At 35.8% G+C, this 6,351-nt stretch carries 7 protein-coding genes; 5 read left to right on the top strand and 2 right to left on the bottom strand.

Going from position 1 to position 6,351, the window contains the following annotated elements; translation table 11 throughout:
• Both HMPREF0528_RS03915 and HMPREF0528_RS03910 read right to left on the bottom strand, forming a co-directional pair.
• Positions 1–1,177: class I SAM-dependent methyltransferase (locus HMPREF0528_RS03915; RefSeq protein WP_004895273.1), on the bottom strand; the 1,177-nt coding region annotated here is incomplete at its 3' end.
• 67 nt (positions 1,178–1,244) lie between these two features.
• Positions 1,245–1,859, bottom strand: coding sequence for a lysophospholipid acyltransferase family protein (locus HMPREF0528_RS03910; RefSeq protein ID WP_004895272.1), 615 nt, complete (start codon positions 1,857–1,859; stop codon positions 1,245–1,247).
• A gap of 68 nt (positions 1,860–1,927) precedes the next feature.
• Here HMPREF0528_RS03910 and HMPREF0528_RS03905 point away from each other — a divergent pair, with 68 nt between their 5' ends.
• The 5 genes from HMPREF0528_RS03905 (at position 1,928) to frr (ending at position 6,343) form a co-directional block, all read left to right on the top strand.
• Entirely contained in the window at positions 1,928–2,950 is a 1,023-nt protein-coding gene (locus tag HMPREF0528_RS03905) for a GIY-YIG nuclease family protein (RefSeq protein WP_004895271.1), read from the top strand.
• Positions 2,951–3,102: 152 nt separating this feature from the next.
• Positions 3,103–3,888, top strand: coding sequence for a 30S ribosomal protein S2 (gene rpsB / locus HMPREF0528_RS03900; protein WP_004895270.1), 786 nt, complete (start codon positions 3,103–3,105; stop codon positions 3,886–3,888).
• Between the two features lie 37 nt (positions 3,889–3,925).
• On the top strand, positions 3,926–4,951 hold the full coding sequence (gene tsf / locus HMPREF0528_RS03895) for a translation elongation factor Ts (protein ID WP_004895269.1): 1,026 nt from the start codon (positions 3,926–3,928) through the stop codon (positions 4,949–4,951).
• A 109-nt stretch (positions 4,952–5,060) separates the two neighbouring features.
• The gene (pyrH, locus tag HMPREF0528_RS03890; protein ID WP_004895268.1) at positions 5,061–5,786 is read left to right on the top strand and encodes a UMP kinase; all 726 of its coding nucleotides are present in this window, start codon (positions 5,061–5,063) and stop codon (positions 5,784–5,786) included.
• Positions 5,786–6,343 carry a ribosome recycling factor gene (gene frr / locus HMPREF0528_RS03885; protein ID WP_004895267.1) on the top strand — a complete coding sequence of 186 codons (558 nt, stop codon included), beginning with the start codon at positions 5,786–5,788 and terminating at the stop codon, positions 6,341–6,343. Before pyrH ends, frr begins: the two co-directional genes overlap by 1 nt.
• Positions 6,344–6,351 lie beyond the last annotated feature (8 nt).

Raw genomic sequence — 6,351 nt, 5'->3', positions numbered from 1 at the left:
TATCATTCAGCATGTATTGACGAGTCATTGGTAAGGTTTTACCAGATGGGCCCTTTGTTAATAGATATTGAATAACATCAATATTTCCTGATTCAAAGGAAGCTGCACAAGCTTGAAGATACATATCCCACATTCTTACAAAGCGTTCGCCCATCATTCCTTCAACCTCTGAACGATGGTCATTAAAGTTTTTATCCCAAATTTCAAGAGTTCTTTGATAGTGGCGACGAAGCATTTCCATGTCAGCAATTTGTAAGTTAGCTTCTTCAATTCTTGAGACAATTTCTACTAGGCCAGGAATGTAGCCACCTGGGAAGATATATTTGTTAATCCAAGCATTGGTAGCCCCGCCTTGTTGACGAGTAATACCATGAATTAAAGCAACACCGTGTGGCTTTAGGTATTTAGCAACGTCTTTGAAGTATTCTCCTAGGTTTTCTGAACCAACGTGCTCAAACATACCTACAGAAGTAACGTAATCAAAATCACGATTACCTAATTCACGGTAATCTTCAAGTAAAACTTCGGCTTGATTTTCAAGACCCATGTCTTTGATCTTTTGGTTGACTAAATCAAATTGTTCTTGGCTTAAAGTAACTCCGGTAACTTTAAGTCCATATTCTTTAGCTGCAGTTAGCATTAATGTTCCCCAGCCACAACCGATATCTAGTAAAGTCTTACCTGGTTTAGAATCTAATTTTTGAAGAATATGATGAACTTTAGCGATTTGAGCAGCTTCAAGATCCTCTTTATTACCATTAGTGAAGTAAGCACATGAGTAAGTCATAGTTGGATCAAGCCATAGTTTATAAAAATCGTTACCGATATCATAGTGACTTTGAACATCTTCTTGACTTTGTTTCTCAGTATGCTTTTGCTTAGGTAAAAATTTTCTAAATTTTGAAGCACGCATAAATGATTCACTACTTTCATATGCTGCTTCAATTAATTTTTGGATACTGCCCTTAATTTCAAGATCCTTATCCATATAAGCTTCACCTAAAGCTAAAGAGGCGTTACTTGTTATTTCTTTAAAAGGAATCTTTTTGTTAAAAATAACCTCCACTTCCGGTGTGCCATTTCCATAAATTTCTGATTTTCCATCCCAGTACGTAACTTTTACAGGGATGTTAAATGAATGACTAAGCATCATTTTATACAAAGGTTTTTCTAACATTATTGATTCTCCTTTTCTACGCTAGACTATGTCATTTTAACACTAAAAATCTTGAATAATAAAAAAATTATTTTGCGATATAGTGAAAGTCAGGATTTTGTTCTTTATCTAACTTGTCCCAAGCTTCTTCCAATTGCTGGTATAGAGCAGGTGTAGTTTCTTTATTAATCTTTTCGCGGCGTGGAATATAGATTGGATCACCAAAACAAATGTCTAAAGATTTTCTTTTTAGGAAGCCTTTAAAGGTCAACGGTCCTTGATAAACAACTGGCACTAAAGGCTTATTAGCCATTTTGGCAATAACAAATGCGCCGCTTTTAAGCTCTTCAGAATGACGAGTTCCGGAAGGAAAAATAATCAACGATAGATCACCTTTGCGTAATCCTTTAACAGGAATCTTAATTGCAGAAGGACCAGGATTATCGCGATCTACTGAAAAAGCATGTGCATGCACTAAAATAAATCTCAAAATAGGATTTTTAAAAAGTTCTTTTTTTGCCATAAACATAAATTCCATTGGACTTGCAGCCAAGGCAAAAAGAATTGGTTCCCACCAAGTTCGATGAGGGGCTACTAAAATATAGTTATCTTTTGGTATACGGTCTTTATGATGAACGTGTAAATGTCCATTAAGTACCCAGACAATAAATCGGCCGACTGGGCGAATAATTTTATAAAACATGATCTTTCCTCCAATTTTATCTATAGTATTATACAATACAGCAAAGAATTTTTAGAAGGGTATAGAAAATGGATCTATTGAAACCTAATGAACGAATTGATTATATGTACAATGATGACCTACAAATCATCCAAGAAAAAGATGCGTTTTCTTTTTCTTTAGATACGCTTCTTCTTGGATATTTTGCGCAAAATAAAATACATGATAATTATAAAGTTGTTGATTTATGTAGTGGTAATGGGGCTGCTAGTATCTACATGTCCTATTTTAACCGGGCACATTATGATGCAGTGGAGATTCAAAAAGAAATAGCTGATCAGGCAAGACGAAGTATTAAATTGAATAAATTAGAAAATCGGATAGAAGTCCATTGTCTGAATGCATTAGATGCCCCGAAAAAATTAGGTAAAGATAAGTATGATGTAGTTGTTGTTAATCCTCCTTATTTCAAAGTTCCTAAAGGTCATATTGTTAATCCAGATGAAAAAAAGGCCTTAGCAAGACATGAACTAGCAATTAACCTTGAGCAAATAATTAAAGTATCAAGTGATATGCTGAAGATGAAAGGCAAAATGTTTATGGTTCATCGGCCTGAGCGTTTGGGTGAAATTATGCACTATTGTTTAGAAAATCAACTGAGTGTAAAGTGGGTGCAACCATTTGTCTCTAAGAGAGTGGCAGATGCTAATTTAGTTGTGGTAGAAGCAATTAGAAATACTGCGAGTGATGGTCTAGTTTTGAGGGATGCCATTGTTGTTCATAATCAAGACGGATCCTTTACACCTGAAATAAAAAAAGTTATCGCTGAAAATAAGGAAGAAGGGCCTAAAAAAGAAAAATATTATTTTTACTGCCTATTGTGTAATGATGGAAGTTTCTATGGTGGTTTTACAAATGACTTAGCTCATCGATTAAAGATGCACAATGAAGGAAAAGGGGCTAAATACACAAAAACACGTCGACCAGTAAAATTGATTTATCATGAAGAATTTGATGATAAAAAACTGTCCTTAAAGAGAGAATATTGGTTCAAACACCATTCAAGAAAATGGAAAGAGGATTTTTTAAAAGAACATAATGTAAAATTTTAATTGCATTTATAAAATTAATTAGTTACAATGTTCAAGTATGCGTTTCGCATATTAAATTTATATCACATCAAGAGCGATTAAATTCCTAGGTGCCATTTATGGTCAGAATTTAATACGACCTCTTGAGAGGAATTAACCAGGAGGAATTTTTTATGACAGTTGTTACTATGAAGCAATTGCTTGAAGCAGGTGTCCACTTCGGTCACCAAACTAGAAGATGGGATCCAAAGATGGCTCCTTACATTTTCACTCAAAGAAACGGAATCTACATCATTGACTTACAAAAGACTATTAAGATGTTAGATGACGCTTACAACTACGTTAAGGCAGTTGCTCAAGACGGTGGCGTATTTTTGTTTGTTGGTACTAAGAAACAAGCACAAGACGCTGTTAAAGAAGAAGCTACACGTGCAGGTCAATACTACGTTAACCAACGTTGGTTAGGTGGTACTTTGACTAACTGGACTACTATCCAAAGCCGTGTTAAGAGATTAAAGGAATTAAAGCAAATGTCAGAAGATGGCACTTTCGACGTATTACCAAAGAAGGAAGTTGCACTTTTGACTAAGGAAATGGAAAAACTTGAAAGATTCTTAGGTGGTATTGAAGATATGCCAAGAATCCCAGATGTTATGTTTGTTGTTGATCCTAAGAAAGAAAAGATCGCTGTTCACGAAGCAAACATTTTAGGTATCCCTGTAGTAGCTATGGTTGATACTAACACTGATCCAGATCCAATCGACGTTGTTATCCCAGCAAACGATGACGCAATTCGTGCAATTCGTTTGATTTCAGGTGCTATGGCTGATGCAATTATCGAAGGTAAGCAAGGCCAAGATGACAGCGAAGATGTTGAAAAAGAAATGGCTGATAAAGCAGCAGCTGAAGATGATGAAGAAGAATCCATCGAAGTAGTTGTTGAAAAATCAGAAGACTAATTTGTTTTTACTGTTAGTTCTGTAGGAGGACATATTAATGGCAAAAATTACTGCTCAATTAGTTAAAGAATTACGGGAACGTACTGGTGCTGGTGTTATGGATGCCAAGAAAGCATTAGTAGAAGTTGACGGTGACATGGATAAGGCAGTTCAATATCTTCGTGATAAAGGTATGGCAAAGGCTGCTAAGAAAGCTGATCGTGTTGCAGCTGAAGGTTTAACTGGCGTTTACGTTGATGGTAATGTTGCAGCTATTACTGAAGTTAACTCAGAAACTGACTTCGTTTCTTCAAACGATAAGTTTGTTAAATTAGTTAATGAAGCTACTAAAACTATTGCTGAAGGTAAACCTGCTGACATGGAAGCAGCTGAAGAATTAAAGATGGCTGATGGTACTACTTTGGGTCAGTCATTCGTAGATGCAACTGCTACTATTGGTGAAAAGATCGTTTTACGTCGTTTCGCTTTAGAAGAAAAAACTGATGACCAAGAATTTGGTGCATACCAACACAATGGTGGCCAAATTGGTGTTATCACTGTTTTAGAAGGTGCTGATGCAGCTACTGCTAAGCATTTAGCTATGCACATTGCTGCTATGAGTCCTAAAGTTATCTCACCTGATGAATTAGATGATGAATTCATCACTGATCAATTAGCTGTTATGAACCACAAGATTGATCAAGATAACGAAAGTCGTGCTTTGGTAAACAAGAAACCATTGCCACACCTTGTTTATGGTTCAGAAAAACAATTAAGCGATGATATCTTAGCTAAAGCTAAAGAAGATATTAAGGCTGAACTTAAAGAAGAAGGCAAGCCTGAAAAGATTTGGGATAAGATTATTCCTGGTAAGATGCAACGCTTTATTGATGATAATACTCAAGTTGATAAGCAATTTGCAGTTTTATCACAAAACTACATTATGGACGACAGCAAGACTGTTGGCGAATTCTTAAAGGAAAAGGGAGCTAAGTTAGTTGCTTTCCAACGTTATGAAGTTGGCGAAGGTATTGAAAAGAAGCAAGAAGACTTTGCTGCTGAAGTACGTGAACAAATGAAGTAATTATTTACTTAAAAATGGGAGTAACGCTTAGGCGTTGCTCCTTTTTTTCGGTATAATATATTGCAGTGATTTTATGGTAAAATGATAAAAGCAATGAGGAGGTAAATTTATGAGTCAAGTTAAGTATAAACGTATTATTTTAAAAGTTTCTGGTGAGGCTCTTGCTGGTGAAAAAGGTACTGGTATTAACCCAGAGGTTATTAAGCATCTAGCTGAAGAAATTAAGTCTGTTCACGATATGGGTGTTGAAATCGGTATTGTTTGTGGCGGTGGAAATATGTGGCGTGGTGAAACTGGTGCAAATCTGGGTATGGAAAGAGCTCAAGCAGACTATATGGGAATGCTAGCAACGATTATGAATGGTCTAGCATTACAAGATGGATTAGAAAACTTAGGCGTTCCAACACGAGTACAAACATCAATTGAAATGCGCCAAATTGCGGAACCATATATTCGTCGTAAAGCCGTTCGTCATTTAGAAAAGGGTCGTGTTGTTATTTTTGGTGGTGGTACCGGTAATCCTTACTTCTCAACCGATACTACTGCAGCTTTAAGAGCAGCTGAAATTAATGCAGATGTAATTTTGATGGCTAAAAATGGAGTTGACGGCGTTTACTCAGCTGATCCTAAAGTTGATCCAAATGCTAAGAAATACTCTGAATTAACTCAACTTGATTTGATTTCAAAGAACTTAAAGGTAATGGATAGTACAGCTAGTTCATTGTCTATGGATAATAATATTCCACTAGTTGTCTTTAATGTAAATAAGCCTGGTAACATTAAGAAAGTTGTTATGGGTGAAAATATTGGTACTGTAATCAAAGGTGATAAATAATGGCTAATGAAGTAATTGAAAAAGCAAAAGATAATATGAAAAAGTCTATCGCTGTATTCCAAAAGGAATTAGGCGGTATTCGTGCCGGTGTTGCAAATGCAAGCTTATTGGATGGAATTAAGGTGAACTACTACGGTGTTCCAACTCCACTTACACAAATGTCTAGTGTAAGCATTCCTGAAGCTCGTGTTTTAATGGTAACGCCTTATGATAAATCAACTTTAGATGACATTGAACATGCTATCTTAGCTTCTGATCTTGGAATTACTCCAGCTAATGATGGTACTGTAATTAGAATTGTTATTCCACAATTAACCGGTGAACGTCGTCAAGAAATTGCTAAACAAGTAGGCAAGCTTGCTGAAAAAGGTAAGATTGCTGTCCGCAATGTTCGTCGAGATGCAATGGATACTTTGAAGCGTCAAGAAAAAGATGGCGATATTACTGAAGATGAACAACGTAGTTTAGAAAAACAAGTTCAAAAAGTAACTGACGATGCTACTAAAGAAATTGATAAATTAGCAGATCAAAAGAGTCAAGAAATTACTCAGGGTTAGTTTAGGAC

Origin of the sequence: Lactobacillus johnsonii ATCC 33200, from assembly GCF_000159355.1 — a bacterium.
Taxonomy (GTDB): domain Bacteria; phylum Bacillota; class Bacilli; order Lactobacillales; family Lactobacillaceae; genus Lactobacillus; species Lactobacillus johnsonii.
This window is presented reverse-complemented; position numbering and strand designations above follow the sequence as displayed.

Coding starts and splice junctions, on each gene's coding strand:
- HMPREF0528_RS03910 (WP_004895272.1), bottom strand. CDS start 1,859: ATGTTTTATAAAATTATTCGCCCAGTCGGCCGATTTATTGTCTGGGTA.
- HMPREF0528_RS03905 (WP_004895271.1), top strand. CDS start 1,928: ATGGATCTATTGAAACCTAATGAACGAATTGATTATATGTACAATGAT.
- rpsB (WP_004895270.1), top strand. CDS start 3,103: ATGACAGTTGTTACTATGAAGCAATTGCTTGAAGCAGGTGTCCACTTC.
- tsf (WP_004895269.1), top strand. CDS start 3,926: ATGGCAAAAATTACTGCTCAATTAGTTAAAGAATTACGGGAACGTACT.
- pyrH (WP_004895268.1), top strand. CDS start 5,061: ATGAGTCAAGTTAAGTATAAACGTATTATTTTAAAAGTTTCTGGTGAG.
- frr (WP_004895267.1), top strand. CDS start 5,786: ATGGCTAATGAAGTAATTGAAAAAGCAAAAGATAATATGAAAAAGTCT.